Source organism: Devosia sp. Z6_126 (assembly GCF_058133495.1).
In genome coordinates this window covers 262,941-289,238 of sequence record NZ_JBYUNO010000003.1, presented here as the reverse complement: position 1 = coordinate 289,238, position 26,298 = coordinate 262,941, and the positions used below count along the sequence as shown (strand labels likewise).

Sequence of the window (26,298 nt, the reverse complement as noted above, 5' to 3'; positions counted from 1 at the left end):
GCAGTGGGGATTGAGGCTTATGGCGCGCAAAAAGATCGCTCTTATCGGCTCGGGACAGATCGGCGGAACGCTCGCGCATCTGGCAGCGCTCAAGGACCTGGGCGACATCGTGCTGTTCGACATCGTCGATGGCGTGCCCCAGGGCAAGGCGCTGGACATTTCCCAGTCTGCACCGGTGGAAGGCTATGACGCCAAGATCACCGGCACCTCCGAATACAAGGACCTCGCAGGGGCCGATGTGGTGATCGTCACCGCCGGCGTGCCGCGCAAGCCCGGCATGAGCCGCGACGATCTGCTCGAAATCAACCTCAAGGTCATGGAGCAGGTGGGCGCGGGCATTGCCAAATACGCACCCGACGCTTTTGTGATCTGCATCACCAACCCGCTCGACGCCATGGTCTGGGCGCTGCAGAAGTTCTCGGGCCTGCCCACCAACAAGGTGATCGGCATGGCCGGCGTGCTCGACAGCTCGCGCTTTGTGCATTTCATCGCCGATGAGCTCAATGTCTCGGTCGAAGACGTCAATGCGTTCGTTCTGGGCGGGCATGGCGACACCATGGTGCCGCTGGCGCGCTATTCCACCGTGGCGGGCATTCCGCTGACCGACATCGTCAAGATGGGCTGGATGAGCCGCGAAAAGCTCGACGCCATCATCCAGCGCACCCGCGATGGCGGTGCCGAGATCGTGGGCCTGCTCAAGACCGGGTCGGCCTTTTATGCCCCGGCAACCTCGGCCATTGCCATGGCCGAGAGCTATCTCAAGGACAAGAAGCGCGTGCTGCCTGCTGCCGCGTTCCTCAATGGCGAATATGGCGTCAAGGGCACCTATGTCGGCGTCCCCGTGGTGATCGGGGCCAATGGCGCCGAAAAGATCATCGAGATCGCACTCAATGGCGCCGAGCAGAAGGCATTCGACAGCTCGGTGGACGCCGTCGAAGGCTTGATCGAGGCCTGTAAGAAGATCGCACCCAAGCTGGCCTGATGGTACTCCGAGCGCTCCCGCCGGGCGCCTAGCGCAGATTTCTGCGCTTCCGGTGCTCACGTACTCAACGTACGCTGCGCTCCGGTTCTCGACATCCACGCTATCCGCCGCGGCGGATAGCCCCCAGAGCACCATCAGGTGCCCCACACAGGGTTCAAGCAAATGAACATTCACGAACACCAGGCCAAAGAGCTGCTGAAGTCCTACGGTGCGCCCGTGGCTGAAGGCGTTGTGATTTATTCGGCTGACGAGGCGGAAGCCGCGGCCAAGAAGCTGCCCGGGCCGCTTTATGTGGTCAAGTCGCAGATCCATGCCGGCGGACGCGGCAAGGGCAAGTTCAAGGAACTTGGGCCCGATGCCAAGGGCGGCGTGCGGCTGGCACGCTCCATCGAGGAGGTGAAGGCATTCGCCAAGGAGATGCTGGGCAACACGCTCGTGACCAAGCAGACCGGGGATGCGGGCAAGCAGGTTAATCGCCTTTATATCGAAGACGGTGCCGACATCGCACGCGAGCTGTATTGCTCGCTGCTGGTGGATCGCAGCAGCAGCCGCGTGGCTTTCGTGGTGTCCACCGAAGGCGGCATGGATATTGAAGCGGTTGCCGAGCACACGCCTGAAAAGATCATCTCGGTGGCCATCGACCCGCAGACGGGCGTGACCGAAGCCGATGTGGCCAAGATTGCCGATGCGCTGGCCCTCGAAGGCGACGCCAAGGCGGATGCCGCCAAGCTGTTCCCCATTCTCTACAAGGCGTTTGTCGAGACGGATATGAGCCTGCTCGAGGTCAATCCGCTGATCGTGATGACCGATGGTCATCTGCGGGTGCTCGACGCCAAGGTGAGCTTCGATAACAACGCCGCCTTCCGCCACCCCGAGCTCAAGGAACTGCGCGACCTTTCGGAAGAAGACGAAAAGGAAATCGAGGCGTCCAAGTACGACCTGGCCTATGTGGCGCTTGATGGCAATATCGGCTGCATGGTGAACGGGGCGGGCCTTGCCATGGCTACTATGGACATCATCAAGCTCTATGGCGCCGAGCCGGCGAACTTCCTCGATGTGGGCGGTGGCGCGACCAAGGAAAAGGTCACGGCAGCGTTCAAGATCATCACCGCCGATCCGGCAGTGGAAGGCATCCTCGTCAACATCTTTGGCGGCATCATGCGCTGCGATGTGATCGCCGAAGGCGTGATCGCTGCGGTCAAGGAAGTGGGCCTGCAGGTGCCGCTGGTGGTGCGCCTCGAGGGTACCCGGGTCAAGGAAGGCAAGGAGATCCTCAACCAGTCGGGTCTCAACGTCATCTCCGCCGATGACCTTGACGACGCTGCCCAGAAGATCGTCGCCGCGGTCAAGGCCGCCTGATCCCCCCACACGATTAAAGCGTAGGCCCAAACCATGTCCATTCTCGTCAACAAAGACACCAAGGTCCTCGTGCAGGGGCTGACCGGCAAGACCGGCACGTTCCATACCGAACAGGCGCTGGCCTATTACGGCACCAAGATGGTGGGTGGTGTTAACCCCAAGAAGGCCGGGGAAACCTGGACCAGCGGGCTCGATGCTTCGGCGTCGCTGCCCGTGTTCGCCTCGGTTGCCGAAGGCAAGGAGCGCACCGGCGCCACCGCATCGGTGATCTATGTGCCCCCTCCGGGCGCTGCCGCGGCCATCGAGGAAGCCATCGATGCTGAAATCCCACTGATCGTGTGCATCACCGAGGGCATTCCGGTGCTCGACATGGTGCGGGTCAAGGCCAAGCTCGAAAAGAGCAAGTCGCGCCTCCTGGGCCCGAACTGCCCCGGCGTCTTGACTCCGGAGGAATGCAAGATCGGCATCATGCCCGGCTCGATCTTCTCCAAGGGCTCGGTGGGTATTGTTTCGCGCTCGGGCACGCTTACCTATGAGGCAGTGTTCCAGACCACCAATGAGGGTCTTGGGCAGACGACGGCGGTGGGTATAGGTGGCGACCCGGTGAAGGGCACCGAGTTCATCGACATGCTCGAAATGTTCCTGGCCGACCATGCGACCAAGTCGATCATCATGATCGGCGAAATCGGTGGTTCGGCCGAAGAAGACGCGGCGCAGTTCCTGATCGATGAAGCCAAGCGCGGCCGCAAAAAGCCGATGGCCGGCTTTATCGCGGGCCTGACCGCACCAGCCGGGCGCACGATGGGCCATGCTGGCGCGGTGATCTCGGGCGGCAAGGGCGGCGCGCAGGACAAGATTGCGGCCATGGAAGCAGCGGGGATCAAAGTATCCAAGTCCCCCGCGCGAATTGGCAAGACCTTGGCGGAAGTGCTCAAGGGCTGATGGGGGTTTACCCCAGGATCGGTCCCGTTTTCGCCATTGAGTGATGCTAGGGACCCTGCAAGTGAGCCGAATGGCGGCGCTTTTAGGCGCCGTCTCGCTTAACAAGATGCTCACGAAACTCGGTTAAGGCTTCGTATTCGGACTACAGGTAAGCCGGGCTGGCCGGCTTGTTGAGAAGGATGGCGGGGCTCGGGCCTCGCATAAAAGCGATGACACGACAGGAAAAGAACGACACGTTCTTGCTGACCTCGTTTCTTTACGGGGGCAATGCCGACTATATCGAACAGCTGTATTCCCGCTTCAAAGCCGATCCAAACAGTGTCGACGAGACCTGGAAGAGCTTTTTCGGCAAACTCGAAGACAGTGATGCCGACGCCATAAAGAGCGCCGAGGGCCCGAGCTGGGGCCGCACGGACTGGCCCCAGAGCCCCCGTAGCGAGCTGGTCAGCGCGCTTGATGGCAACTGGGGCGAGATCGCCGTCAAGACCGAAAAGGCCGTCACCAAGAAGGCCGAAGCTGCCGGCGTTCCGGCGGCCAGCGCTGCGGATGTGGTGCAGGCAACCCAGGATTCCATTCGCGCCATCATGATGATCCGCGCTTATCGCATGCGCGGGCATCTGCATGCCGATCTCGATCCGCTCAAGCTGCAGGTGCGCGAAGCCGCGCCCGAGCTCGACCCGCAGAGCTATGGCTTCACCGAGGCCGATTACAGCCGCAAGATCTTTATCGACAACTATCTGGGGCTGGAATACGCCACCGTCCCCGAGATGCTGGCCATTCTGCAGCGGACCTATTGCGGCACGCTCGGCATCGAATTCATGCACATCTCCGATCCCGAGGCTAAGGCCTGGATCCAGGAGCGCATCGAAGGGCCGGACAAGGAAATCACCTTCACCCCCGAGGGCAAGAAGGCCATCCTCAACAAGCTGATCGAGGCCGAGGGCTTCGAGAAGTTCATCGATGTGAAATATACCGGCACCAAGCGCTTCGGCCTTGATGGCTCGGAAGCGCTGATCCCGGCGCTTGAGCAGATCATCAAGCGCGGCGGCGCGCTCGGCATCAAGGACATCGTGCTGGGCATGGCCCACCGCGGGCGCCTCAATGTGCTGACCCAAGTCATGGGCAAGCCGCATCGCGCGCTGTTCCACGAGTTCAAGGGTGGCGCGTTCTACCCCGAGGACGTGGAAGGCTCGGGCGACGTCAAGTATCACCTGGGCGCTTCGTCGGACCGCGAGTTCGATGGCAACAAGGTGCACCTGTCGCTGACCGCCAATCCAAGCCATCTTGAGATCGTCGATCCCGTGGTGCTGGGCAAAGCCCGCGCCAAGCAGGACCAGCATATCTCGCCCGATGGCAAGCTCATCAACATCGCGACCGAGGGCAAGCCCGATCGCTCCATGGTGCTGCCGCTGCTGCTGCATGGCGATGCCGCCTTTGCCGGGCAGGGCGTGATTGCCGAATGCCTGGGGCTTTCGGGTCTCAAAGGGCACCGCACCGGCGGTTCGGTGCATTTCGTCATCAACAACCAGATCGGGTTCACCACGAGCCCGAAATTCTCGCGCTCCTCGCCCTATCCGACCGACGTCGCCAAGATGATCGAGGCGCCGGTGCTGCATGTGAATGGCGATGATCCGGAAGCGGTGGTGTTTGCCACCAAGGTCGCGATCGAGTTCCGGCAGCGCTTTGGCCGGCCGGTCGTCATCGACATGTTCTGCTATCGCCGCTTCGGTCACAACGAAGGCGACGAGCCAAGCTTCACCCAGCCGCTGATGTACACCAAGATCCGCGGGCACAAGACCACGCTCGAAATCTATGGCGACAAGCTGATCGGGGAAGGCCTCGTCACCGCCGAGGAAATCGAAGCGCTCAAGGCCGAATGGCGCAGCAAGCTCGAAGCCGAGTTCGAGGCAGGGCAGGACTACCGGCCCAACAAGGCCGACTGGCTCGATGGCGCCTGGAAGAACTTCAAGCCGGCCGAGCAGGAAGGTCCGCGTCGCGGCCATTCCGGCGTCGAAGTGGATCGCCTGCACCAGATCGGCACCGCGCTGACCAAGGTGCCGGAGGGCTTCAACGTCCATAAGACGGTCAAGCGGTTCCTCGATAACCGGCTCGCCGCGATTGAGTCGGGCGAGGGCATCGACTGGGCGACTGCAGAGGCATTGGCCTTTGGCACGCTGGTGACGGATGGTCATCCGGTGCGCCTGTCGGGCCAGGATGTGGAGCGTGGCACGTTTAGCCAGCGCCATTCCGTGCTCAACGACCAGATGGTGGACGGCAAGACCTTTACGCCGCTGAACAACCTGGCTCCCGATCAGAGCCGCTACGAAGTCATCAACTCGATGCTCTCGGAAGAAGCGGTGCTTGGCTTTGAATATGGCTATTCGCTTTCCGAGCCCCGGGCGCTGACGATCTGGGAAGCCCAGTTCGGCGACTTCGTGAACGGCGCTCAGGTGGTGATCGACCAGTTCATCTCCTCGGGCGAGCGCAAGTGGTTCCGCATGTCGGGCCTCGTGATGCTGTTGCCGCATGGCTATGAAGGGCAGGGTCCCGAGCACTCCTCGGCGCGTCCCGAGCGCTTCCTGCAGTTGTGCGCGGAAGACAATATGCAGGTCGCCAACTGCACGACGCCGGCCAACTATTTCCATGCGCTGCGCCGGCAGGTGACCCGCGACTTCCGCAAGCCGCTGATCCTGATGACGCCCAAGTCGCTGCTGCGGCACAAGCGGGCAACTTCGGGCTTGGCTGAGATGGGCGCCGACTCCTGCTTCCATCGCCTGCTTTGGGACGATGCCGAAGCGCCCGGTGCACCCAAGACCAGCATCAAGCTGGTAGCGGACGATAAGATCCGGCGCGTCGTCCTGTGCACCGGCAAGGTGTATTACGACCTCCTGGAAGAGCGCGAAAAACGCGGCATCGATGATGTGTATCTGTTGCGCATCGAGCAGCTTTATCCGTTCCCGGCCAAGGCACTGCTCGATGAACTCGGGCGCTTCGGCAATGCCGAGATCATCTGGTGCCAGGAAGAACCCAAGAATATGGGGGCCTGGGCGTTTATCCAGCCCTATGTGGAATGGGTGTTCGACCAGATGGGCCGCAATGGCCAGCGGGTGCGCTATACCGGCCGCCCGGCTTCGGCCTCCACGGCCACGGGCCTGATGCGTACGCATCTGGCACAGCTGCAAGCCTTCCTCGACGAAGCTTTCGCACAATAAGGGACTGACAATGTCGACAGAAATCCGCGTGCCGACGCTCGGCGAAAGCGTTACCGAAGCCACCATCGGGCAATGGTTCAAGAAGGTGGGCGATGCGATCGCCGCCGATGAACCCGTGGTGGAGCTGGAAACCGACAAGGTGACCATTGAAGTGCCGGCTCCTGCCGCCGGCGTGCTCGAAGCGATTGCGGCCCAGCCCGGCGATACCGTCGATGTGGGTGCGCTGCTGGGTGCGATCGGCGCTGCCGGTGCGACGGCAACTGCCAAGCCAGCTCCCGCCGCCAAGGCAGCCGAGGCGCCAAAGCCGGCCGCAGCCCCTGCTGCTGGTCAGGCCGATCCGGCGCTTGGTCACCAGACCAGCCGCGAAGCTCCGGCTCCGGCGGCCAGTGGCGGTTCGGCGACGGCCAGCCCTTCGGCCCAAAAGCTCATGACCGAGAACAATCTGGGCACGGGCGATCTCAACGGTTCGGGCAAGCGCGGGCAAGTGCTCAAGGAAGACGTGCTGGCGGCGGTCAGCCGTGTCGGCGCGGCTCCTGCCGCCGAAGCCAAAGCGCCAGCGGCTGCGCGGGCGCCCGTCGCGGCAGACGATGCCGCCCGCGAAGAGCGGGTCAAAATGACCCGGCTGCGCCAGACCATTGCGCGCCGCCTCAAGGATGCCCAGAACACCGCGGCCATGCTCACCACCTTCAACGAGGTGGACATGAAGCCGGTGATGGACCTGCGCGCCTCGTACAAGGAGCTGTTTGAGAAAAAGCACGGCGTCAAGCTTGGCTTCATGGGCTTTTTCACCAAGGCGGTGGTGCATGCGCTCAAGGAAATCCCCTCGATCAATGCCGAGATCGATGGCGATGAGCTGATCTACAAGCAGTACGCCCATATCGGCGTGGCCGTGGGCACCGATAAGGGCCTCGTGGTGCCGGTGGTGCGCGATGCCGACCAGATGAGCATTGCCGAGATCGAGAAGTCGATCAACGCACTGGGCAAGAAGGCCCGCGACGGGCAGCTGTCCATGGCCGACATGCAGGGGGGCACCTTCACCATCTCCAATGGCGGTGTGTACGGCTCGCTGATGTCGACGCCGATCCTCAATGCACCGCAGTCGGGCATCCTGGGCATGCACAAGATCCAGGAGCGCCCGGTTGTGGTCGGGGGACAGGTTGTAGTTCGGCCGATGATGTATCTGGCCCTGAGCTATGATCACCGGATCGTTGATGGCAAGGAAGCGGTGACCTTCCTTGTGCGCGTCAAGGAAAGCCTCGAGGCGCCCGAGCGCCTCGTTCTCGATCTCTGATTGAGCCACAAATCACAGGCTTGAATGGAGGCCCGCTTCGGCGGGCCTTTGTTTTATGTGGTCACGTTGGCGTGGGGCGGGTGGCGGGTAACGCTTTGCTAAGCTCTAACCGGTTTCTACAGGGGCTGGGGCGTTGCAGTGTGGAGTTGAGTGTTTGAAGAAGATCCCTGTCATTGCCTTGTGCCTGTTGCTGCCCGTTTCTGCCTGGGCGCAGGAGGCCATCGAACCAGCGACTGCTGTTCCCGATCCCGCCCTTGTGGGCGAGTTGATGGCGTTCCACGGCTCGGAAGCGATCGTTACGGCGATGACCACCCATTGCTATGAAAATACCGGGCTCAACAGCGCCTATGAGACGGCGCGCGACAACTGGTATTTGCGCAATATCGGCTTTCTGGACCTTGCTGACCGGGTGATCGCGCGGCTTGGGGGCGGGGAGCCGGGCCAGCTCGAGGCGGCCGAGACTTATGGCGGCACCCAGATCATGAGCGCTTATAACAGCGCCGACGACAAACGGGCCTTTTGCCAAAGCTTTCTCGAGCGGGTGGAAAGCGGCGAGCTCGATATCGACAAGCAATTGCCCGAGCCGCTCAAGCGGGCCCAGGAAATTGCCTCGCGTTGAGGCTGGCATGGGCAGCGGGAGTGCTGCGTTTTGCCAATTCGCTTTTGCCGCGACTCCCGCTAGTAGACGACAGTGTCCGGCGAGGCTTTTCCGCGCTCTAGCGGTGGTTAAATCTCCTCCCCGACATTACATCTAGCCGCAGGCCGCCAGCGTGACTGGGGCTGAACAGCAGTTGCAGGATTTTTGGGGCTATCACTATGGCAGATATATTCGACCTCATCATCATCGGCTCGGGCCCGGGCGGCTATGTGGCAGCCATTCGCGCGGCACAGCTGGGCATGAAGGTCGGCGTGGTGGAGAAGTGGCCGACGCTGGGCGGCACCTGCCTCAATATCGGCTGCATTCCCTCCAAGGCACTGCTGCATGCTTCCGAGCTGTTCGATGAAGCCGCGCATGGCTTTGCGCAACTGGGGATCGACATTCCTGCGCCCAAGCTCAACCTGCCGCAGATGATGAAGCACAAGAGCGATACGGTGGCGAGCAATGTCGGCGGGGTGGACTATCTGTTCAAGAAGAACAAGGTCACCGTGCTGCGCGGCACCGGCTCAATCGTCGGCCAGGGCAAGGTGCGCGTAACGCCGGAAAGCGGTGAGGCCAGCGAGGTCGAGGCCAAGGCCATTGTGATCGCCACTGGTTCGGTTTCTGCCAACCTGCCGGGCATCGAGATCGACGAGACGCGCGTGGTCACCTCGACCGGCGCGCTGACGCTCGACAAGGTGCCAAGCAAGCTGCTGGTGATCGGGGCAGGGGTGATTGGGCTTGAGCTTGGCTCGGTCTGGGCGCGCCTTGGCGCCAAGGTCACCGTGGTGGAATATCTCGACCGCATCCTGCCGGGAATGGACAGCGAAGTGGCGCGCCAGTTCCAGCGCATTCTCGCCAAGCAGGGCATCGAGTTCAAGCTGTCGAGCAAGGTTGCTGGTGTCGACAAATCAGGCGCTGCGCTGCAGGTGCGGGTCGAGCCGGCGCAGGGCGGCGAGGCCGAGGTGCTGGAAGCCGATGTGGCGCTGGTGGCGATTGGGCGCAAGCCGTTCACCGAAGGGCTGGGGCTCGAAGAAGCGGGCGTGGCGCTCGATGAGCGCGGCCGCGTGCGCGTCGATGCGCATTACAAGACTTCCGTCGAGGGCATCTATGCCATCGGCGATGTGATCGAAGGGCCGATGCTGGCGCACAAGGCCGAGGACGAGGGCATTGCCGTGGCCGAGATCCTGGCCGGGCAGGCGGGCCACGTCAATTACGGCGCCATCCCCGCCGTGGTTTACACCAATCCTGAAGTTGCGAGCGTCGGCAAGACCGAGGACGAGCTCAAGGCCGAGGGTATCGAATACAAGATTGGCAAATTCCCCTTCACGGCCAATGGTCGTGCCAAGGCGATGCTGGCGACCCAGGGCTTCGTCAAGATCCTGGCCGATGTGGAAACCGATCGCGTGCTGGGCGCCCATATTGTGGGCAAGAATGCCGGCGAGATGATCCACGAACTGGTAACGCTGATGGAATTTTCCGGCGCCGCCGAAGATCTGGCCCGCACGACCCATGCGCATCCGACGCTCTCGGAAGCGGTGCGCGAAGCGGCCTTGTCGCTGGGTGATGGCGCCATCCATATCTAGGTCCCGAGGCGGCGGGCGTCCCGCCGCATTGGACATGAGGACTAGGTTCTGTAACGTGCCGGAGCGCATCTTGCGCTTCGGAGCCCGTTCATGCTGACCCTGCTTTCTTATGTCGCGATCGCCGCGCAGGCGATGACGGCTGCGTTGACGGCTGGGCAGCGCAGCATGGATTGGTTCGGCGTTTGCGTGTTGGCCTGCGTGACGGCGCTTGGCGGCGGTACGGTGCGCGACATCGTGTTGGGACACTATCCCCTGTACTGGGTGGCCAACCCCTATGTCTTGTTGTTGGCCTGCGGAGCGGCACTCCTTACCATTGCCCTGGCGCAATTTGTCGACCGGCTGCGCTGGCCGTTCCTCTTGCTGGATGCGCTGGGTCTCGTGGTGTTCACCATCATCGGCTGCAATGTGGCGATGCAATCGGGCAGCCATCCCATCATCGTGCTGGTTTCGGGCATGGTGACCGGCATCGTCGGCGGCGTCCTGCGGGACGTGTTGTGCAACGACGTTCCGCTGGTCTTCCGCAGTGAGCTTTATGCGACCGTGTCTTTGGCGACAGCTGCGGTATATTACCTGGGGCTCAAGGCAGGCTTGAACGCGGAACTGGTCAGTGTCGCGGCGGCTTCCTTCGGCTTTGCGTTTCGCGTTGCCGCGCTGATTTGGCACTGGAACATGCCCAAGTTTGTCTATGATAAAGATCTGCGCTAACGCATAGGGCCTTCCGTCCCTAACCCCCTTATGGCATTGAGCTACCATACAAGTGGGAGTGTGGAATGCGACAAACTTGGCGGTGGTTCGGTCCCCAGGATCTGACCAGCATTGACGATATCACCCAGGCTGGCGCGCAAGGTGTCGTCAGCGCGCTGCATCACGTACCCAATGGGGTGGTGTGGACGCCCGAGGAGATCCGCAAGCGGCACCAGGAAATCGGCACCCGCAAGGATGGCACGGCTTCGGGTCTGACCTGGGACGTGGTGGAAAGCTTGCCGGTTTCCGAAGACATCAAGAAACAGAAGAACGACTGGCGCGAGCATATCGCCAATTACAAGATTTCGCTGCGCCACTTGGCGGAAAGCGGCATCGAGGTGGTGTGCTACAATTTCATGCCGGTGCTGGATTGGACGCGGACCGACCTGCGCTTCACCGTCGCCAATGGCGCTTCCTGCATGCGCTTTGACATCAATGATTTTGCCGCCTTCGACATTCATATTCTCGAGCGGCCGGGCGCTGGCGCCGACTACAGCAATGCCATTGTCGACGAGGCCGGGCGGCGCTTTGCCGAGCTGGATGAGGACAGCAGAAAGCAACTGGCGCGCAATGTGACCATGGGGCTGCCGGGCTCAACGGAGTCGATGACGCTCGACGATGTGCGCGCCCACCTGGCGGAATATGGCCAGATCAGCGCCGAACAGTTGCGGGCCCATTTCATCGACTTCCTCGAGGAAGTGGTGCCGACGGCCGAGGAGTTGGGCGTGCGGCTCTGCTGCCATCCCGACGATCCCCCGTTCGCGCTGCTGGGCCTGCCGCGGGTGATGTCGACCGAAGCGGATTACACCACCATCCTGCAGGCGGTGGACAGCCACGCCAATGGCATGACGCTGTGCTCGGGTTCGCTGGGGGCACGGCCGGACAACGACCTGCCGGGCATGATGGAGCGGCTGGGAAGCCGGGTGCACTTCCTGCATCTGCGCAACGTCAAGCGGGACACCGACGACGTCATGGGCTCGTTTTTCGAGAGCGAGCATCTGGGTGGGGATGTGGACATGGTGGCCCTCATCGCGGCCATTGTGCGCGAGGAAAACCGGCGGCGCATTGCCGGGCGGAGCGACCACACCATTCCCATGCGCCCCGATCATGGGCAGGATATTCTCGATGACCTCAACCGGCGGGCGCAGCCGGGTTACCCGACGATTGGCCGCATGAAGGGCTTGGCGGAACTGCGCGGGGTGATGACCGCGTTCGAGCATCGGGAACTGGGACTAGCGGCGCGCTAGTCTTCCAGAAGATAGGCGCCGGCGCGGGTGGGCAGGATGGTGGTGCCGACGATCTTGGCGATACCCGCGCCGCGCCGTACATATTTGGCCGAAACGCGCGAGAGCACGATGCCGCTCGTTCCGGCGAGGATCGGGCGGCGGGCCATGAAGGCCTCCGGGCCATCCATGGCGATGAGATCGGCCACGGGCTGGCCGGCCTCGACATGGTCACCCAGCTCGAGCCGGTAGGCGAGGAGCCCGGGCGCATCGACGCGCAGCACTTCGGTGGCTTCAAAGGGCGTGGGGCCGGGAGCAGGAACGGGTGCTGCCGCGGGCGCTGCGTCGATCAAGCCGCGGCCAGCAAAGAAATTGAACAGCCCCAGAGCGTCCTGGCGGCCGAAATGGTCGAAGCTGTCGGCGCGGCCGCGATATTCAAGGGTTGCGGCCTCGACGGCCACCGGAACGGGGTGGCCGGGGTTGGCCGCCGCCGCCTTGCGATAGAGCGAGGGGAAGACCTCATCAAAGGAGCCACCGCCACTGTCCTCGGCCGTAAGGGTCGCGGCAACGCCCATCCAGTCGGCGAGGTCCTGCAAGCCCGGCATCAGTTCGGGCGAGGTGAAGATGTGCTTGAGGCTGTCGTCATCGCAATGCAGATCGAGCACCAGATCGGCCGCCGCGGCGGACCGCAGCACCTGAAGGCGCAGGTGTTGGGCGGCGGAGCTGGGGATTTGTTCGTCAATCCAGGCGGCAACAGCTGAGCGGATGGCGGCGATATTGGCGGTGGGGTCGTCGCTCAGCCGGCCGGCGAGGGCCGGGGCGACCAGCGGGTAGAGATCGGGCCAGCGGCGGTTGTAGTTGACCCCGGTTTCGGTGTCGTAGCGCCCGATATGGTGGCGCAGCGACCGGTTGGCGAGCCCGAGCGGGTTAACCGAGGGGAAGATGGTGAAGCGGGCACGCAGGGCGCCATCGGCATCGGCGTCGCGCAGCATGGGCAAAAGGTGATGCAGCGCCATGGTGCCAGGCTGTTCATCGGCATGGAGGGCCGCTTGCAGATGGACGGCGCGGGGCGCGTCGGCAGGGCCGGCCGTGTACCAGAAGAGCTCGGTGCTGGTGCCGGGGATGTCGCCGGAAAGGGTGTTGCGGTGGAGCTCGAAGGTCATTGGTTTAGCGCATCCATTTGGGGGCAAAGCGCAGCTTGGGCTGGTTGGGCATGTGCCGCATCAGGCGGCGGTAAACGAGGTCGAACACGAAAAAGACCATGAGGGAGACCACGAGGAAATACAACGCGGCCACCGAGAAGTGGAGGAAGACGTTGTAGTCGCGCTCGAACAACTCCTTGGCGGTGATCATCAGGTCTTTCTGCTGGCCGATCACCGGCAGCGCGAAATACACGATGGCCGTGGCGTGGAAGAGGAAGACGACCTCGTTGGTATAGGCCGGCCAGGCCAGGCGGATGGCGCTGGGCCAGATGACGGAGCGGAACTGTTGCCAGCGGCTCATGCCAAAGGCGCGGGCGGCTTCCACCGAGCCGCGCGGCACGGCGCGCAGGGCACCATAGAAGATTTCGGCGGTATAGGCGGCGGTATTGAGGGTCAGTACCACCGGGCCGATGAAGAGGGGATGGAGCACCAGCCAGGAGATGCCCCATGGCTTCCAAACGCTGATATTGAGCGACAGCGCCAGCGAATAGAACATGAAGAACTGGATAAAGAGCGGGGAGCCGCGGAAGGCGTAGATATAGCCGCGGCAAAGGCGGGACAGCAGCGCATTGCGCGCGTTCTTCCCCAGCGCCAGCAGGATCGCCATGCCAAAGCCGATGGGGATGGAGGCGGCGGCAAAATAGATGTTGAACCAGACGGCCGGCAGGAAAAGCGCCAGTTCAGCGAAAAAGCGCTCCATCAGCTGTGACCTTCGCTGATGATGCCACGGCCGACGCGCCGGGTAATGGCGGCAAAGGCCTTTTCGGACAGGAAGGTCACGAGGATATAGAAGACGAAGAGAACGAGGTAATAGCGCCAGCGCCAATCGTCATGCACCAGCCCGACGGTGGGCAGGAAATTGGGGGCGCCGAGCCGATCGGCCCACAGGACGATGTCGGCGATCTGTAGCAAGGACAGCAGGGATGTCGCCTTGATGATCAGCATCCAGACATTGGAAAGGCCGGGCAGGGCATAGACCCACATCTGGCGGATCTGAAAGCGCCAGAGCACCTGGCGGGCCGAAAAGCCGAAGGCCTGAGCGGCTTCGAGCTGGCCCTTGGGCACAGAGCGCAGGGCGCCGTGGATCACCGTGCTCGCGAATGCGCCGTAAACCAGCCCGAGTGAGACGGAAGCGAGGACGAGGTATTCGGGTGTGCCCAGGAGCCAGTTTGCGCCGGGACAGGGCGGCCAGGCTGCAGCCTGGGCCGCGATGTCCTCGGGTGAGCAAACCTGCTTGGCCAGCAGCCACTCTACGCCTTGTTCGAAGGCCAGGGGGAAAAACAGAAAAAACAGCACATCAGGTACGCCGCGCACGATGTTGGCGTAAAAACCACCCACAAGCCGCAACGGCAGGAAGCGCGAATTGCGGAATGTGGCCCCGAGCAATCCAAAGATCACGGCCAGAGTGCCGCCGGCCAGGGCGGCAAAGATCGTGAACTGGAAGCTCGCATACCAGGTGAGGTGCTTGCCATTGGTCAGATAAGCCAGCCAGAAGCCGATGTCTTCGCTCATAGATAAGGGCTGACCGGGCAAGAGGAGGAGACTTGGCGAGAAGCCGGGGCAGGGTGCCTGCCCCGGAGCAATGGTTTATTGGGCGAAGTAGGGACCGCGGCCTTCGAACCACTTGGCGATCAGCTCGTCAACGGTGCCGTCGGCCTTGAGGGCCGCAAGGGCGCCATCAAGCGTTGCCTTGAGTTCGGTATCTTCCTTGCGGATGCCACCGCCGATGCCCTCGCCGATGAGGACATCTTCGCCAACGAACTCGATCCCCCCGCCCGAGGCATTCACGACTGGCTCGAGATAGGCGCCATCGGCGAAGATGACGTCGAGATTGCCGCCGGCCAAATCGGCCATCGCTTGATCGGCAGTGGTGAAGGACAGGATGGTATTGCCTTCAGCCATGTTCTGCTCGGCGTAAGCGGCCTGGATGGTGCCGCCCTGAACGCCGATGCGCACGCCGCTGAGGTTGGCGAAATCCAGATCAGCGCCGGCAGGGGCAGCGAAGCGCGAGGGATCGGGTGGGAAGTAGTTGTCGGTGAAGCCGATCGACTCGCGGCGCTCATCGGTGATCGACATGCCCGCCATGATCAGGTCGTAGTTGCCGGCAAGCAGGTTGGGGATGATGGAGTCCCAATCATTGATAACCCACTCGCAGGTGAGGCCCGCCTGTTCACAGATGGCATTGCCCAACTCGATCTCATAGCCAGCAGGAGCGCCGGAGTCATCGAGGTAGTTCCAAGGGGCATAAGCACCCTCGGTGGCGATGCGCAGGGTTTCCTGGGCTTGAACGGCTCCGGACAGCGACAGGGTCGCGAGCGCCGCCAGCAGTAATTTTTTCATTGTCGTCTCCGTTTTCGCTGATGTGCTGCCTAGCTGTGCTGGGCAGCGTTGAAGAATTGCCTGAGCCGAGCGGACTTGGTGAAGTTGAAGACCTCCTCGGGCGTGCCTTCTTCCTCGATGCAGCCCTGATGCAGGAAGATAACGCGGTCCGAGACCGAGCGGGCAAATTCCATGTCATGGGTCACAAGGATCATGGTGCGGCCTTCATCAGCCAAGACCTTGATGACGCGCAGAACCTCTACCTGCAATTCAGGGTCGAGTGCCGAGGTCGGTTCATCAAACAACATGACACGCGGATTGATGCAGAGGGCGCGGGCGATGGCGGCGCGCTGCTGCTGGCCGCCCGAAAGCTGGGCCGGGTAGCTCATGGCCTTATCGGCGATGCCTACTTTATCCAGCATGGCGAGAGCTTCGGCTTCCACTTCGGCGCGGCCGCGCTTCTGCACCACAAGCGGCGCTTCCATGACGTTCTGGAGGATCGTCATATGCGCCCAGAGATTGAAGGACTGGAACACCATGCCGAGCTCCGAGCGGATGCGGCGGATCTGCTCTTCATTGGCGATGCGGCGATGCGAGCCCTCGCCGCGCAGGGCAATAGGTTCACCGTCGATGCAAACAGTGCCGCGCTCGGGCACTTCGAGCATGTTGATGCAGCGCAGCAGCGTCGACTTGCCCGAACCAGACGAGCCGATCAGGGAAATGACCTCGCCTTCATAAGCGGCAAAGGAAATGCCCTTGAGCACTTCCAGTGCGCCGAAGGATTTATGCAGGTCCTGGAGTTGCACCACCGGGGATCGAGCCCCAGCGGGCTGAGTTTGCGTCATACTTACCTTGGGTCCGTGGCGGCCGGCAGCCGCTCTGGTCATGTGCTCGTTTTTGAGGCTCGCTCCTCAATTCGCAATCAAGAAATGCAAATCCACGGCAATAAGCAAGGGAAAACGCGTGTTTGCGGCTGCATGACTGCGTTCAAGCGCCGAACTGGTCGGCCGGGACGCGCAGTCGGTAGCTCAGCCGGTCCTCGTCGATGGTGAAGCTGGCGGTGCCCCCGACAGAAAGCGGCACGATGCGCTCGAGCACCATGGTGCCGAAGCGGGGCGCCTGGCGGGTTTTTTCGGTGTCGATGCCCGTTTCCTGCCACTCAATGAGGAGGGATGGGGGCTGCTCGTCCTCTTGGCTTACCTGTGCGTCGATCCAGACATGCCCCATCTGGCCATCCGAAAGCGCGCCGTGAAAGACGGCATTGGCGGCAAGTTCATGGATGGCGAGACCGATATGCAGGGCAGCGTTGGGCCCGAGCAGGGGATTGTCTCCGGTCAGGCGCATCTCCTTGAGCATGCCCGAACTCACCCGGGTGAGCTGTGAGGTCACAAGCGACTGGAAGTGCGTGCCCTGCCAATTGCTTTCGGTCACAAGGTCCTGCGTGCTGGAAAGGGCGTGCAGGCGGCCGCGGAACTTGTCGAGGAAGTCCTTGATGCCCCCGCTGTGGTGGGCGGTCTGCATCGCGACGCTTTGCACGATCGCAAGGAGGTTCTTGGAGCGGTGACTGACTTCACGCAGCAGCGCCGCGATGGCCGCCTCGCGGCTGCGCTCGTCGGTGATATCATTGAGGACGATGATGACCCCATCGCTGTCGGGCAGGAACCGACCCTCGAACTGTCGGCGGCGGGAGCCGTCGGGCAGCTCGAATGTGTTGGTTTGCACTTGGCCGGTGGCGCGGCAATCGGCAACGGCCTCGGCAAAGCTTGATGCGACGGATTCGGGCAATAGCTCCCGTTCGGTGCTGCCAATGATCGGGCAGTTGGCCCAGGCGGAGGGAAGATTTTCGGCCAGATCGAAACGGCCCTGAGAGTTGTGGTGCAAGATGGTGATCCCTTGCCCCGCCAGTCCGGCAGACAAGGCGCGCAGCCGCAGAGCTTCGGGGGGCTCGGTAGAGGTGCTCGGCATGGCGTTAACTGCTCACTATTTGCGGCTGCCTCGCAAGCCAAAGGCGCTGAAACAGCGTACGCCTTTGGCTTGCAAGGATCGCCTAGGATGCTTCAGACACGCCGCATAAGGCCGACGACGACAGAACTGGCGACCAGCGCCAGGAACAAAAAGAACAGAAGTTGCGCGGCACCGGCCATCGCGCCAGCGAACCCGCCGAAGCCGATTATGAAGGCCAACGCCGCAATGACAAGGAAGACAAGCGCGTAATACAGCATGGGTTTGCTCCCGGACCTGCCAATGCAATGGTAACGGGTGGCCGATAGCGCGGTTCCTGCAAGGCACAAAAAAGGGCCGGGAAAACCCGGCCCGATCAATGGTTTGCAGTACCCTTAGGCTGCAGCGCGCGAACCTTCGTCAAAGAACAAAGCCTGGCTGATAAGGGCTTTGACCATGTCGGGGTTGAAGGGCTTGGTCACGAGGAAAGTTGGTTCGGGACGCTCGCCCGTCAGCAGCCGCTCGGGGAAGGCAGTGATGAAAATCACGGGGACCGAATGGGTGTTGAGAATGTCATTGACCGCGTCGATACCCGAGCTGCCATCGGCGAGCTGAATATCGGCCAGGATCATGCGGGGATTGGTCTGGTTGAAGAGATTGACCGCTTCCTTGTGGGTGCGGGCAACGCTGACCACTTTATGGCCAAGGCTTTCCACCAGCTGCTCGATGTCCATCGCGATCAGCGGCTCATCCTCGATGATCATGATCTCGGTGGCAACCTGGCGGGAGATTTCGACCGAAGCTTCGTCGAGGAGCGCGGCGAATTCGGCGTCCGAGACGGACAGAATTTCCGCCGCTTGCGGATGGGTGAAGCCTTCGACAGCCACGAGCAGGAAGGCCTGGCGGGGGCGGGGGGCAAGGTTGGCGAGGTTGCTGGCAGCGCGCTGCTCCCAGGCGAAGGTGGAGGCAGGCTCGGGAACCTTGACGGCCGAAGACGAGAACAGGGCAGAGAAGAGCTTATAAAGCGCAATCCGGTCGTTTGACGCTTCAGGGAACAATGAGATGTCCGCGATCAGAGCTTCCAGGGTGGCGGCAACATAGGCGTCGCCCGAGGTTTGAGAACCCGTGGTTGCACGGGAAAACCGCCGCAGATACGGCAAGTGCGGAGCGATCCGCGTGGACAAAGTCATTAACAACTCCCAAATGACGCTTGAAGCTTGTGGTGGCCACGATCCGAATAAACGGACCGGTGAAATGAAAGTTCCAATGGCTTGGAACTTTTTTGAGGACGGTGCATTCTACCGACCTAGTGGGCAAATCGGATCAGTTTTATAGGCATGATAAAGGATAATTTTGTGTCCCAGCAACGTATGCGTATGCAGGGGCGGGCGGAGGACGGCTTGGGTCCGAATTCGGACATCGGCTCGCGTCTGCGTGCGCTCTATGGCGCGGTTCAAGACGAGGGCGTACCCGAGCAATTGCTCGATCTTCTTGAGAAACTCGACAGCGCTGAGCAGGCACAATCACGCAAGAATCCTCAACATGGCGGAGAATAACGGCATGGAAGTTGAGGCTCCTTCTTTCAAGCGAGAGATGCTGTCGACCTTGCCGAGCCTGCGTGCATTCGCCGTATCGCTGACGGGCAAGCACGACAAGGCCGACGACCTGGTGCAAGATACCGTCATGAAGGCCTGGGCGAAGCAATCCAGCTTTGAGATGGGCACCAATATCAAGGCCTGGTTGTTCACCATCCTGCGCAATGAGTTCTACAGCCAGATGCGCAAGCGCGGCCGTGAGGTTCAGGACAGCGATGGCGCCTTCACCGAGCGGCTGTCCGTCCATCCCTCGCAATATGGCTCCATGGACCTGCAGGATTTCAAGAAGGCACTGGCCCAATTGCCCGATGACCAGCGCGAAGCGGTGATCCTGATCGGTGCTTCAGGCTTTTCCTATGAGGAAGCCGCAGAAATATGCGATTGCGCCGTGGGGACCATGAAGAGCCGGGTCAGCCGTGCGCGCACGCGCCTGCAGGACATCCTCAAGATCAGTGGCGAAGCCGATTTCGGTCCCGACGCGGTCTCAACGCAGGTAACCACGTCCAACCACTCGTTCTAGGAACGACCGGCGAGCGCCCCTGTAATGGCGCTCGTCAATTTTTGCTCGGGCACGGGCTTGAGCACGACCGAGACATCCTTCATGCCAGGAACGCCGCGAGCAGTGATGTAGTCGGCTGTGGTGAACACCAAGGGGACTCCGGCCCCGCGCAACCCCTCGCACAGCGCCAGCTCATCGGGGGAGGCGCGCTTGAGATCCACGATCGCCAAGGCGCATGAACTCCACTGGTCCTGGAGCGCGAGGGCTTCATCGACGGAATGCGCCAGGGTTGTTTGACCAACATTAAAAGCTTCCAGCACACGCTGGATGTCCAGCGCGATGAGCAGTTCTTCTTCGACAACGAGAACAGTTTGGCCGGTGAGCATGGCGATCCGATAATGTGAGCCACTCTAATGGCTCCCGGCGCGAATCCTGTCATTAAAGTTTGACATGTGAGGGGGCCGACCCTTAGCTAGCCCGCCAAGGGGCCCCTTTGCTTTTCGCGGTGTTGTTTGAGTCTCGTTCTGCCCAGTTCCGGTCGACGGGTGCCTTGTCAGCAATGCCCATTGCGGGCGATGCCGCGCTTTCGCGAATTCTCCCCTGGCGAGCTGCAATTCATTTCCACCTTCAAGACGGGCGAGCTGATCGCCGAGACCGGCACCACAGTGTTGTCGGAAGGCGTCAACAACGCCCACCTTTATACGGTGCTGTCGGGCTGGGCATTCCGCTACAAGTCCCTGCCGGACGGGCGGCGGCAAATCCTCAACTATGTGCTGCCGGGAGACCTGGTGGGGCTGCAGGGCTCCGTGCTGGGGGAAATGCAGCATTCCGTAGAAGCGCTGTCGCCCATGGTGCTCTGCGTGTTCCAGCGCAATCGGCTGGACGAGGTGTTCCGCAATCATCCGGGGCTGGGCTTTGACGTCACCTGGCTTGCGGCACGCGAAGAGCGGATGCTCGATGAGCACCTGCTCAGCGTAGGCCGGCGTAGTGCCACGGAGCGGGCGGCCTATCTTATTGCGTTCCTTTATCACCGCGCCGCTTCGGTGGGCCTTGCGCCGTCGCGCACGCTGCATATCCCGATAACGCAAAGCCATGTTGCCGATACGCTGGGCTTGTCCATCGTGCATACCAACAAGACGCTACGCCGGCTGGCCGACCGCATGCTGATTCGATGGCTCGACCGGGCGTGCGACGTGCTGGACCCCGATGGGCTGATGGCATTGGCTGATTGGGACGGGACAGTGGAGCCGAATCGGCCGTTTATCTGAGGATCGGCCTCAAAACCGCCACCCCCATTACCCAAGAGCGTGCCGGGGCCGCGCCAAGCGCATGTTGAAGTGAGGGCAGGTTGAGTCAGACCGGAACGGTCGTATCGTCGCGCGGATCAATACAAAGGCTGGCCGTGTTTGCCTCGCTGGCTCTGGTCTTGTTGGCCGCGGCGGCTGCCCTCGTGATGATGCAGGGCATTGATCGGCAACTGCGCGACGTGATCGACACCTATGAGGTGCGCAACCAGGCACGTGAGCTCACCAACGCCCTGGCGGAGGCGGAAAGCAGCCAGCGCGGCTATCTGCTCACGGGCGATGAAAGCTTCGTTGATCCTTATCGCCGGGCGAGTGCTGCAATTCAAACCCGAATGCTCTCGCTGGCTGCGCTGACCAAGGATCGCCCGAACCAGGCCGAGCGGATGGCGCTAATCGCCTCCGAGATCGCGATGCGCACCGCTGAAATGGAACGCAATGTGCAACTGGTGCGGACCATGCGGGCCGATCAGGCGCAAGCGCTCACGCAAACCGGCATGGGGGCACGGCTGATGGATTCGGTTCGCGAGTCGCTCGAGCAGTTTATCCGCGAGGAAAACCAGCGGCTGGGCGAGCGTAACCGTGCCATCGATACGTCGCGGCGCTGGCTGGTGGGTGCGGTGATTACCGCCTTGGCGGCAGCGGCGATCCTGGCTTATTCGCTGTTTAGCCGCTCCCAGCGCATGGTCGTGTCGCTGGCCCATGGGCAGTCGGCGCTGCAATCCCAAAACGAGGTGCTCGAAGGGCATGTGCGCGAACGCACCCAGGCGCTGGAGGAAGCGCGCGCCCATGCCGAACATGAACGGCAACGCGTGGAAGCGCTGCTGCAGGACACCAATCACCGCATCGGCAATTCCCTAGCGACGGTGTCGTCCATGCTGGGGCTGCAGATGCTGCGCTCGAAATCGCCCGAGGTGCAACGAGCGCTGGAGTCGGCTCGTTCCCGGGTGCACGCCATTGCGTCGGCGCATCGGCGGCTGCGCTTGGGCGACGATCTGGAAACCGCCCGGGCCGATGAGTTCATGGAAGCGGTGCTTGATGATCTCAAGCTGACTGCCGCCAATGCAGGGGTGGTCCATATCGAAGGGGATGTGGAGCCCTTCGTGATTGGAGCGAGGGATGCCACCACGATCGGCATCTTGGTCGGCGAACTGGTCACCAATGCCCTCAAGCATGCTTTTCCGGACGGGCAGGGTGGCACAATCTCGGTGCGGCTGCGGCGCTCGGAGGATGGCGTGCCCACGCTCGCGGTGGCTGATGACGGGGTGGGCATTGCGCCGGATCAAGACATGGGCGAGGGTGGGCTCGGCAGTGTTATCGTCAAGCAACTGGCCGCACAGTTTGGCGGCGTGCCGGTTTACGAGCGGCGCGAAGAAGGCGGTATGAAGATCTCGGTGCCGCTGCCGACGATAGACTCTGCCGAAAACCCGACACACAGCTGAGAGGGCTGGGGATGCGCATAATTGCCGTGCTGAACCGGGATGGCGGTACGCTGCGCACCATGGACCTTGATGCCTTCAGCACTGAGGCAATCTCGATTTTTGCGGAGCACGGTCATTCCCTCGAGTGCCGGGTGGTTGGTGGCAAAGCTGTCCAGGGTGAGCTTTGGCGCGTGGCGGAAACGCCGGGGGTCGACGTCATTATGGCCGCTGGTGGGGACGGCACGGTTTCTGCAGCGGCGGGGGTGGCCTTTGCCACCAAGGTGCCACTGGCGGTACTTCCCGCTGGAACCATGAACTTGTTTGCCCGGTCTCTCAAAGTGCCGCAGGACCTGCATGAAGCGCTTGAGGCACTTGCCGCGGGCACTATCGGGCAGGTCGATGTTTGCAGCGCCAATGATCGCGCCTTTGTCTACCAGTTCAATGTGGGCGTCCATGCCAGGCTGGTGCGCATTCGCGAAGACATGGTTTACCGGAGCCGGCTGGGCAAGATTTTCGCCAGTCTCCGGGCCGTGGCCGCGACGGTGGTGCGGCCCCCCAACTTCGAAGTGGATCTGCATACGCCCACCGGGAGCCAGCGGCGGCGCGCGTCGGGCATTGTCGTTTCCAACAATCCCATCGGCTCCGGCCCGCTGCCGCATCCGGATCAATTGGATGCCGGCCTGTTGGCCGTTTATGTCGCCGAACCCATGTCGAGCTGGGCCCTGCTCAAGCTGGTAGTCGACGTTTTTCGCGGCACCTGGCAATCAAGTCCGCTGGTTACCTCAACCCTGGTCGAAGAAGCGGTGCTGCATTTTCCCAAGCGCAAGCGCGGTGCCCATGCTGTGATCGATGGCGAGTTGATCCGGCTGGATAAACTGGTAAAACTGCGGGTTCATCCCGGCGGCCTGCCGGTGCTGCTGCCGCAGCCGGCGATGCAGGTTCCCGAATGATTGCAGAATATTGGCAACCAAATACCACCCTGGTCGTTTGGTTGGGTTGATGGATGTGCGGCCTAGTCGTTGCACCATTTGCCGCAACCGGTAACGGGACAAACATTGGCAGATAATCAACGCTCTTTTCCTTCTCACGTTCGGCAAGTTCTCGAAGAGCCTGAACGACTTGCAGTGCTCGAAAGCCTTGAGTTGCTGTATGGCGAACCCGACGCCGATTTCGATCGCCTCACCCGCATTGCTGCCAGAGTGTTTGGAGCCAAGTTCGCGCTCCTACCGCTGCTTGACGCTGAGCGGCAATGGTTTCGCTCCTGTTTTGGCGTGGATGACCTGCAAGGCAGCGAGGTGGAGGCCTCCTTTTGCGCCTATACGCTAGCCGAGCCAGGATCCGAGCCGCTCGTCGTGCTCGACACCGCGGCCGATCCGCGCTTCGAGAATAATCGCTTCGTTGTGGGTTCGCCCAAGGTGCGCTTTTACGCCGGCGCGCCGGTGGTGGTGCGGGGGCAACGCCTGGGTTCGCTTTGCGTCCTAGACACCCAGCCACGCTCCGAGGTTGACCCCGACCAACTCGCGCAACTGGTCGATCTGGCGGGCGTGGTCTCCAGCCTTTTGTCGCTCAAGGATGAGGCGCGGGTGCGGGCGCGCACGGCTGCAGCATTGATCCGGGAGGAATGGCGCCACGCCCTGACGCTGGAAGCCGGCAAGGTGGGCAGCTGGGTTTGGGATGTGCCGAGCGGGGAGATCACCTGCAACGATACATTCCGGCGCATGTATGGATTGCCCGATAACGAGGCGATCGATGCGCAGCAGGTGTTGGACGCTCTTCATGCCAATGATCAGGAGCGCTTGCGCGAGGAGATCAAGGGTAGCCTCGAAGAAGGCGCTGACTTCAATGTCGAAGCGCGCTCAGCGGATGCGACGCGCTGGCTGGCGATGCGCGGTCGGGTTTACCAGCGCGACGCCGATGGTCGGCCCTTGGTGCTGATGGGTGCGAGCACCGACATCTCGGAAAACAAGCTCAGTGCCGACAATACCAGGCTGCTGCTGCGTGAGCTCAATCACCGGGTCAAGAATACGCTGGCGATGATCCAATCGGTAGCGCGCCAGACCATCCGGCAGAACCCGGATCCGCAAAGTTTCATCGAGGCATTTTCGGGCCGGCTGAAAACCATCTCGGACGCCCATGTGCTGCTCGCCAATCGTGATTGGTCGGGCGTGACCATGTATGAGGTGATCGGCTCGCAGTTCGGTCCACATTTTCTAGAGGAGCCGGACCGGGCCAAGGTCGAGGGTGAGAACATCATGTTGCCGGCCGACCATGCCCTTGGTCTGGGGCTGATCCTGCATGAGCTAACCACCAATACCCATCGCTATGGCGCCTGGGCGAGCGAGAACGGGGTTGTCGACATTGTTTGGGAGATCACCGATACGCCGGTGCGCGGCTTGTCGCTGAACTGGCGTGAGCGGGGCGGTCCGAGAGTCAGCACGCCCACAGAATATGGCTTGGGGGCCCGACTGATCGAACGGAGCCTTGCCAAGGTGCTCGACAGCAAGGTCGATCTCAAGTTCAACCCGGCTGGCGTGGAAGCCAGCATCTGGATGCCGCTGCCCGAGGAAGTCTGAAGCGCGACGCCAGGGGCGTCGCGCTTGGTGCTTATTCGTCGGTGCGCTTGCCGCGCCGGCGGCTGAACAGGAAGGTTGCGGCAGCGGCTGCCGCCGGCAGGGCGATGTTGCGCAAGGCCGAGGACCTCCACAAGGCAGGCAAGGCCGTCACCGTCGCGGTGGTGACAAAGGCGCTGGCCTCGGCAGCCCGCCGCTTTTCCGCCTGTTCGCGCTCGCGGCGGGCGGTGCTAACCTGGATCACGATGAAGGTGGCGAAAGCCAGCACGATCGCTACCCCGGCGCAGATCAAGGCTGCGGGCACGGCGCCCAGCCAATCGGCCAGGGCCAGATAGCCCGCGATCAGCAGGAAGCCGAAAGCGATCAGCCCGAACAGGCCCATTATCGCGTAAGCAATAATGGCCTGCCGGACACGACCGGTTATTGCCTCAAGCTCGATGCCGAGCAGGGCCGCAAGCGGCACGAGCATGTTCATGCTGTTAGTGCCGGCTCAGCAGCGCCAGGATGAAGCCTACGCCCAAGGCGCTTGCCACGGCGGTGAAGGGCTTCTCGCGGATGGTCTGCTTGAGGCTTTCCTCAAGCGCCCCGGCCTGATCCTGCACTTCGTCCAGAGCGTTCTGGCCGTGGCGCTTGAGGCGGTGCATCTCGGTTTCGGCGATGCCGCGCGCTTCGGTGACCTTTTCTCCGGTCAGCTGGGCCAATGTTGCGGCAATATCGCGAATATCGTTCTGGAGCTGGCTGACCTGCTGCTCGAGCTGTTGCTCCTTGGAGGCCGCGGGGATTGCGTCTTCTGCTGCTGAGGCCGCGCCGACTTTGCGGACGCCCGGGGGAAGATCAGTGCTGGTAGTGTTGGCCATGATGAGGCGGTCCTTCTCTGGAGTTGACGATTGCGGGTTGATCCGGTGTGCGGCCCGCTAAAATGGGAAAGACACCCCGACGCGACAAGGCATCGGGGTGACAGGGCAAGCGCGGGAGGGGACTTCCCGGCTCGCAAGGCGCGTCCTGCTTGAGCAGAGGCCAATTTAATTGGCTGCGCCATATTGGTTGAGCTGGGAGGGTTAGACCCGTCCCATCAGCACCAGGATCAGAACGATCACGAGGATCACGCCGAGGATGCCGGAGGGGAAGTAGCCAAAGCCGCGCGAATAGCCCCAATTGGGCAGCGCGCCGATCAGCAACAAGATGAGGATGATGATGAGAATAGTGCCTAACGTCATGGGAACTCTCCTTTAAGTGACGCTAAAGTTCCGATCGCCGCTGGCCGCTAAAGAATGGCGAGCATCAAAGCGGCAGCGACGGTCAAGATAAAGAACGCAGGCGACAAAGCTTTAAGCACGTCGGAATAGTGAGTCTCCCCATCATGGCCCTCGATTGACCATGCCGGTGCCCTGTGGCGTGCATGCTCGCTCAAGTTGCGGACAGAATTGTTCACGATGCCCTCCATGTGAAAGCCAGGTTTTCCAACAGGATCGAC

28 protein-coding genes are annotated in these 26,298 nt (G+C 62.0%); 15 read left to right on the top strand and 13 right to left on the bottom strand.

The window, feature by feature from the left end; translation table 11 throughout:
• The first annotated feature begins 19 nt into the window (after positions 1–19).
• The 9 genes from mdh to uxuA all read left to right on the top strand — a co-directional run bounded on the left by mdh (position 20) and on the right by uxuA (position 12,000).
• Positions 20–982 (top strand): malate dehydrogenase, encoded by a 963-nt coding sequence (gene mdh, locus AC3YOG_RS13540; protein WP_127753813.1) that lies wholly within the window; start codon positions 20–22, stop codon positions 980–982.
• A gap of 162 nt (positions 983–1,144) precedes the next feature.
• On the top strand, positions 1,145–2,341 hold the full coding sequence (gene sucC, locus AC3YOG_RS13535) for an ADP-forming succinate--CoA ligase subunit beta (protein WP_489935450.1): 1,197 nt from the start codon (positions 1,145–1,147) through the stop codon (positions 2,339–2,341).
• Positions 2,342–2,374: 33 nt separating this feature from the next.
• A complete protein-coding gene (gene sucD / locus AC3YOG_RS13530; protein WP_489935449.1) occupies positions 2,375–3,283 on the top strand; it encodes a succinate--CoA ligase subunit alpha in 909 nt (302 codons plus the stop codon).
• A gap of 209 nt (positions 3,284–3,492) precedes the next feature.
• On the top strand, positions 3,493–6,495 hold the full coding sequence (locus tag AC3YOG_RS13525) for a 2-oxoglutarate dehydrogenase E1 component (RefSeq protein WP_489935448.1): 3,003 nt from the start codon (positions 3,493–3,495) through the stop codon (positions 6,493–6,495).
• A gap of 10 nt (positions 6,496–6,505) precedes the next feature.
• Positions 6,506–7,786 (top strand): 2-oxoglutarate dehydrogenase complex dihydrolipoyllysine-residue succinyltransferase, encoded by a 1,281-nt coding sequence (gene odhB, locus AC3YOG_RS13520; protein ID WP_489935447.1) that lies wholly within the window; start codon positions 6,506–6,508, stop codon positions 7,784–7,786.
• 154 nt (positions 7,787–7,940) lie between these two features.
• On the top strand, positions 7,941–8,405 hold the full coding sequence (locus AC3YOG_RS13515; protein ID WP_489935446.1) for a hypothetical protein: 465 nt from the start codon (positions 7,941–7,943) through the stop codon (positions 8,403–8,405).
• Between the two features lie 197 nt (positions 8,406–8,602).
• Complete coding sequence (gene lpdA, locus AC3YOG_RS13510) at positions 8,603–10,009, top strand: dihydrolipoyl dehydrogenase (RefSeq protein WP_489935445.1); 1,407 nt, start codon at positions 8,603–8,605, stop codon at positions 10,007–10,009.
• Between the two features lie 90 nt (positions 10,010–10,099).
• Entirely contained in the window at positions 10,100–10,714 is a 615-nt protein-coding gene (locus AC3YOG_RS13505) for a trimeric intracellular cation channel family protein (protein ID WP_127753806.1), read from the top strand.
• A gap of 65 nt (positions 10,715–10,779) precedes the next feature.
• Positions 10,780–12,000 (top strand): mannonate dehydratase, encoded by a 1,221-nt coding sequence (gene uxuA, locus AC3YOG_RS13500; RefSeq protein WP_489935444.1) that lies wholly within the window; start codon positions 10,780–10,782, stop codon positions 11,998–12,000.
• Here uxuA and AC3YOG_RS13495 read toward each other — a convergent pair.
• The 8 genes from AC3YOG_RS13495 to AC3YOG_RS13460 form a co-directional block, all read right to left on the bottom strand.
• Positions 11,997–13,139 carry a succinylglutamate desuccinylase/aspartoacylase family protein gene (locus AC3YOG_RS13495; protein WP_489935443.1) on the bottom strand — a complete coding sequence of 381 codons (1,143 nt, stop codon included), beginning with the start codon at positions 13,137–13,139 and terminating at the stop codon, positions 11,997–11,999. The two genes, uxuA and AC3YOG_RS13495, sit on opposite strands and share 4 nt — an antisense overlap.
• 4 nt (positions 13,140–13,143) lie before the next feature.
• A complete protein-coding gene (locus tag AC3YOG_RS13490; protein ID WP_489935442.1) occupies positions 13,144–13,878 on the bottom strand; it encodes an ABC transporter permease in 735 nt (244 codons plus the stop codon).
• Positions 13,878–14,690, bottom strand: coding sequence for an ABC transporter permease subunit (locus tag AC3YOG_RS13485; protein ID WP_172123922.1), 813 nt, complete (start codon positions 14,688–14,690; stop codon positions 13,878–13,880). Before AC3YOG_RS13485 ends, AC3YOG_RS13490 begins: the two co-directional genes overlap by 1 nt.
• 75 nt (positions 14,691–14,765) lie before the next feature.
• Positions 14,766–15,518 (bottom strand): transporter substrate-binding domain-containing protein, encoded by a 753-nt coding sequence (locus AC3YOG_RS13480; RefSeq protein WP_127753801.1) that lies wholly within the window; start codon positions 15,516–15,518, stop codon positions 14,766–14,768.
• 29 nt (positions 15,519–15,547) lie between these two features.
• Complete coding sequence (locus AC3YOG_RS13475; RefSeq protein ID WP_489935441.1) at positions 15,548–16,342, bottom strand: ABC transporter ATP-binding protein; 795 nt, start codon at positions 16,340–16,342, stop codon at positions 15,548–15,550.
• A gap of 142 nt (positions 16,343–16,484) precedes the next feature.
• On the bottom strand, positions 16,485–17,462 hold the full coding sequence (locus AC3YOG_RS13470; protein WP_127753799.1) for a sensor histidine kinase: 978 nt from the start codon (positions 17,460–17,462) through the stop codon (positions 16,485–16,487).
• Between the two features lie 92 nt (positions 17,463–17,554).
• A complete protein-coding gene (locus AC3YOG_RS13465) occupies positions 17,555–17,719 on the bottom strand; it encodes a DUF1328 family protein (protein WP_127753798.1) in 165 nt (54 codons plus the stop codon).
• A gap of 114 nt (positions 17,720–17,833) precedes the next feature.
• Positions 17,834–18,628, bottom strand: a complete 795-nt coding sequence (locus AC3YOG_RS13460) for a response regulator (RefSeq protein ID WP_127753797.1) — start codon at positions 18,626–18,628, stop codon at positions 17,834–17,836.
• 165 nt (positions 18,629–18,793) lie between these two features.
• On the opposite strand from AC3YOG_RS13460, the gene AC3YOG_RS13455 reads away from it, so the two are divergent.
• Both AC3YOG_RS13455 and AC3YOG_RS13450 read left to right on the top strand, forming a co-directional pair.
• Entirely contained in the window at positions 18,794–18,994 is a 201-nt protein-coding gene (locus AC3YOG_RS13455; protein WP_348983115.1) for a NepR family anti-sigma factor, read from the top strand.
• Positions 18,981–19,553, top strand: a complete 573-nt coding sequence (locus AC3YOG_RS13450) for an RNA polymerase sigma factor (RefSeq protein WP_489888818.1) — start codon at positions 18,981–18,983, stop codon at positions 19,551–19,553. Before AC3YOG_RS13455 ends, AC3YOG_RS13450 begins: the two co-directional genes overlap by 14 nt.
• Here the strand turns inward: AC3YOG_RS13450 and AC3YOG_RS13445 are convergent.
• Positions 19,550–19,918 carry a hypothetical protein gene (locus tag AC3YOG_RS13445; protein WP_127753795.1) on the bottom strand — a complete coding sequence of 123 codons (369 nt, stop codon included), beginning with the start codon at positions 19,916–19,918 and terminating at the stop codon, positions 19,550–19,552. The two genes, AC3YOG_RS13450 and AC3YOG_RS13445, sit on opposite strands and share 4 nt — an antisense overlap.
• 189 nt (positions 19,919–20,107) lie before the next feature.
• Between AC3YOG_RS13445 and AC3YOG_RS13440 the strand changes: the two genes are divergently transcribed.
• The 4 genes from AC3YOG_RS13440 to AC3YOG_RS13425 all read left to right on the top strand — a co-directional run bounded on the left by AC3YOG_RS13440 (position 20,108) and on the right by AC3YOG_RS13425 (position 24,827).
• Positions 20,108–20,800, top strand: coding sequence for a Crp/Fnr family transcriptional regulator (locus tag AC3YOG_RS13440; RefSeq protein ID WP_172123918.1), 693 nt, complete (start codon positions 20,108–20,110; stop codon positions 20,798–20,800).
• A gap of 80 nt (positions 20,801–20,880) precedes the next feature.
• Positions 20,881–22,275 carry a sensor histidine kinase gene (locus AC3YOG_RS13435; RefSeq protein ID WP_127753794.1) on the top strand — a complete coding sequence of 465 codons (1,395 nt, stop codon included), beginning with the start codon at positions 20,881–20,883 and terminating at the stop codon, positions 22,273–22,275.
• An 11-nt stretch (positions 22,276–22,286) separates the two neighbouring features.
• A complete protein-coding gene (locus AC3YOG_RS13430; RefSeq protein ID WP_127753793.1) occupies positions 22,287–23,204 on the top strand; it encodes a diacylglycerol/lipid kinase family protein in 918 nt (305 codons plus the stop codon).
• A gap of 174 nt (positions 23,205–23,378) precedes the next feature.
• On the top strand, positions 23,379–24,827 hold the full coding sequence (locus AC3YOG_RS13425) for a sensor histidine kinase (RefSeq protein ID WP_489935440.1): 1,449 nt from the start codon (positions 23,379–23,381) through the stop codon (positions 24,825–24,827).
• A gap of 31 nt (positions 24,828–24,858) precedes the next feature.
• Here AC3YOG_RS13425 and AC3YOG_RS13420 read toward each other — a convergent pair whose 3' ends face one another.
• From AC3YOG_RS13420 to AC3YOG_RS13405, 4 genes are all read right to left on the bottom strand, one after another.
• Positions 24,859–25,299, bottom strand: a complete 441-nt coding sequence (locus AC3YOG_RS13420) for a hypothetical protein (RefSeq protein WP_489935439.1) — start codon at positions 25,297–25,299, stop codon at positions 24,859–24,861.
• A 4-nt stretch (positions 25,300–25,303) separates the two neighbouring features.
• The gene (locus AC3YOG_RS13415; protein ID WP_164854854.1) at positions 25,304–25,681 is read right to left on the bottom strand and encodes an ElaB/YgaM/YqjD family protein; all 378 of its coding nucleotides are present in this window, start codon (positions 25,679–25,681) and stop codon (positions 25,304–25,306) included.
• A gap of 201 nt (positions 25,682–25,882) precedes the next feature.
• On the bottom strand, positions 25,883–26,041 hold the full coding sequence (locus AC3YOG_RS13410; RefSeq protein WP_127753789.1) for a DUF3309 family protein: 159 nt from the start codon (positions 26,039–26,041) through the stop codon (positions 25,883–25,885).
• Positions 26,042–26,088: 47 nt separating this feature from the next.
• On the bottom strand, positions 26,089–26,256 hold the full coding sequence (locus AC3YOG_RS13405) for a hypothetical protein (RefSeq protein ID WP_489935438.1): 168 nt from the start codon (positions 26,254–26,256) through the stop codon (positions 26,089–26,091).
• Positions 26,257–26,298 lie beyond the last annotated feature (42 nt).

What these genes read in the sequence shown, in the direction of transcription:
- lpdA (WP_489935445.1), top strand. Translation starts at nt 8,603, where the DNA reads ATGGCAGATATATTCGACCTCATCATCATCGGCTCGGGCCCGGGCGGC.
- AC3YOG_RS13415 (WP_164854854.1), bottom strand. Translation starts at nt 25,681, where the DNA reads ATGGCCAACACTACCAGCACTGATCTTCCCCCGGGCGTCCGCAAAGTC.
- sucC (WP_489935450.1), top strand. Translation starts at nt 1,145, where the DNA reads ATGAACATTCACGAACACCAGGCCAAAGAGCTGCTGAAGTCCTACGGT.
- AC3YOG_RS13525 (WP_489935448.1), top strand. Translation starts at nt 3,493, where the DNA reads ATGACACGACAGGAAAAGAACGACACGTTCTTGCTGACCTCGTTTCTT.
- uxuA (WP_489935444.1), top strand. Translation starts at nt 10,780, where the DNA reads ATGCGACAAACTTGGCGGTGGTTCGGTCCCCAGGATCTGACCAGCATT.
- AC3YOG_RS13410 (WP_127753789.1), bottom strand. Translation starts at nt 26,041, where the DNA reads ATGACGTTAGGCACTATTCTCATCATCATCCTCATCTTGTTGCTGATC.
- AC3YOG_RS13495 (WP_489935443.1), bottom strand. Translation starts at nt 13,139, where the DNA reads ATGACCTTCGAGCTCCACCGCAACACCCTTTCCGGCGACATCCCCGGC.
- AC3YOG_RS13490 (WP_489935442.1), bottom strand. Translation starts at nt 13,878, where the DNA reads ATGGAGCGCTTTTTCGCTGAACTGGCGCTTTTCCTGCCGGCCGTCTGG.
- sucD (WP_489935449.1), top strand. Translation starts at nt 2,375, where the DNA reads ATGTCCATTCTCGTCAACAAAGACACCAAGGTCCTCGTGCAGGGGCTG.
- odhB (WP_489935447.1), top strand. Translation starts at nt 6,506, where the DNA reads ATGTCGACAGAAATCCGCGTGCCGACGCTCGGCGAAAGCGTTACCGAA.
- AC3YOG_RS13460 (WP_127753797.1), bottom strand. Translation starts at nt 18,628, where the DNA reads ATGACTTTGTCCACGCGGATCGCTCCGCACTTGCCGTATCTGCGGCGG.
- AC3YOG_RS13430 (WP_127753793.1), top strand. Translation starts at nt 22,287, where the DNA reads ATGCGCATAATTGCCGTGCTGAACCGGGATGGCGGTACGCTGCGCACC.
- AC3YOG_RS13450 (WP_489888818.1), top strand. Translation starts at nt 18,981, where the DNA reads ATGGCGGAGAATAACGGCATGGAAGTTGAGGCTCCTTCTTTCAAGCGA.
- mdh (WP_127753813.1), top strand. Translation starts at nt 20, where the DNA reads ATGGCGCGCAAAAAGATCGCTCTTATCGGCTCGGGACAGATCGGCGGA.
- AC3YOG_RS13485 (WP_172123922.1), bottom strand. Translation starts at nt 14,690, where the DNA reads ATGAGCGAAGACATCGGCTTCTGGCTGGCTTATCTGACCAATGGCAAG.
- AC3YOG_RS13420 (WP_489935439.1), bottom strand. Translation starts at nt 25,299, where the DNA reads ATGAACATGCTCGTGCCGCTTGCGGCCCTGCTCGGCATCGAGCTTGAG.
- AC3YOG_RS13505 (WP_127753806.1), top strand. Translation starts at nt 10,100, where the DNA reads ATGCTGACCCTGCTTTCTTATGTCGCGATCGCCGCGCAGGCGATGACG.
- AC3YOG_RS13475 (WP_489935441.1), bottom strand. Translation starts at nt 16,342, where the DNA reads ATGACGCAAACTCAGCCCGCTGGGGCTCGATCCCCGGTGGTGCAACTC.
- AC3YOG_RS13465 (WP_127753798.1), bottom strand. Translation starts at nt 17,719, where the DNA reads ATGCTGTATTACGCGCTTGTCTTCCTTGTCATTGCGGCGTTGGCCTTC.
- AC3YOG_RS13440 (WP_172123918.1), top strand. Translation starts at nt 20,108, where the DNA reads ATGCCGCGCTTTCGCGAATTCTCCCCTGGCGAGCTGCAATTCATTTCC.
- AC3YOG_RS13470 (WP_127753799.1), bottom strand. Translation starts at nt 17,462, where the DNA reads ATGCCGAGCACCTCTACCGAGCCCCCCGAAGCTCTGCGGCTGCGCGCC.
- AC3YOG_RS13445 (WP_127753795.1), bottom strand. Translation starts at nt 19,918, where the DNA reads ATGCTCACCGGCCAAACTGTTCTCGTTGTCGAAGAAGAACTGCTCATC.
- AC3YOG_RS13480 (WP_127753801.1), bottom strand. Translation starts at nt 15,518, where the DNA reads ATGAAAAAATTACTGCTGGCGGCGCTCGCGACCCTGTCGCTGTCCGGA.